Source organism: Helicobacter pylori, from assembly GCF_001998165.1.
Lineage (GTDB): Bacteria > Campylobacterota > Campylobacteria > Campylobacterales > Helicobacteraceae > Helicobacter > Helicobacter pylori_DL.
Genome location: NZ_MTWR01000121.1, coordinates 1 through 391 on the forward strand (window position 1 = coordinate 1; position 391 = coordinate 391).

The following is a 391-nucleotide window of genomic DNA, read 5'->3' on the forward strand; positions in this document are numbered from 1 at the left end:
ATAATCGTCTCTAAAATCGGCGGTTTTTTAAAGCGAAAGCCCCTGATCCCTATCTATCGCTTCAAGGCGCAAGCTGGCTATGCAAATCAGCCCTTTAGCGCTGCTGGCTTGCATTTTGGCTAAAACCATTTTAGGGTATAAGCCATTAGAATAAAGCGGTTCAGAAGAAACCATAAAATACTTATCCCAGATCACCGCCTTTGAATTTACCCCCAAAGAAGAAATCCAAGCCTTTGATTGCTTGTATTTCGCATCGCTCAAAGAAAAAGCGCAAATCATTGCCCTAAACGCTTTAAAAACAGCTAAAACCCCTAGCGAAAAATTGGTATGGCTTTATCGTTTGGGGCGCAATTATTCCCGCTTAGGGGTTTTTAAAAATTCCACTCTGCCT

At 41.9% G+C, this 391-nt stretch carries 2 pseudogenes; one reads left to right on the forward strand and one right to left on the reverse strand.

The window, feature by feature from the left end:
* Nucleotides 1-30: 30 nt before the first annotated feature.
* Nucleotides 31-258, reverse strand: a pseudogene (locus tag BZK24_RS10005) (hypothetical protein); the annotation flags it as partial.
* Between BZK24_RS10005 and BZK24_RS09180 the strand changes: the two are divergent.
* Nucleotides 164-391 (forward strand): annotated as a pseudogene (locus tag BZK24_RS09180) (hypothetical protein); the annotation flags it as partial. The pseudogenes BZK24_RS10005 and BZK24_RS09180 sit on opposite strands and share 95 nt — an antisense overlap.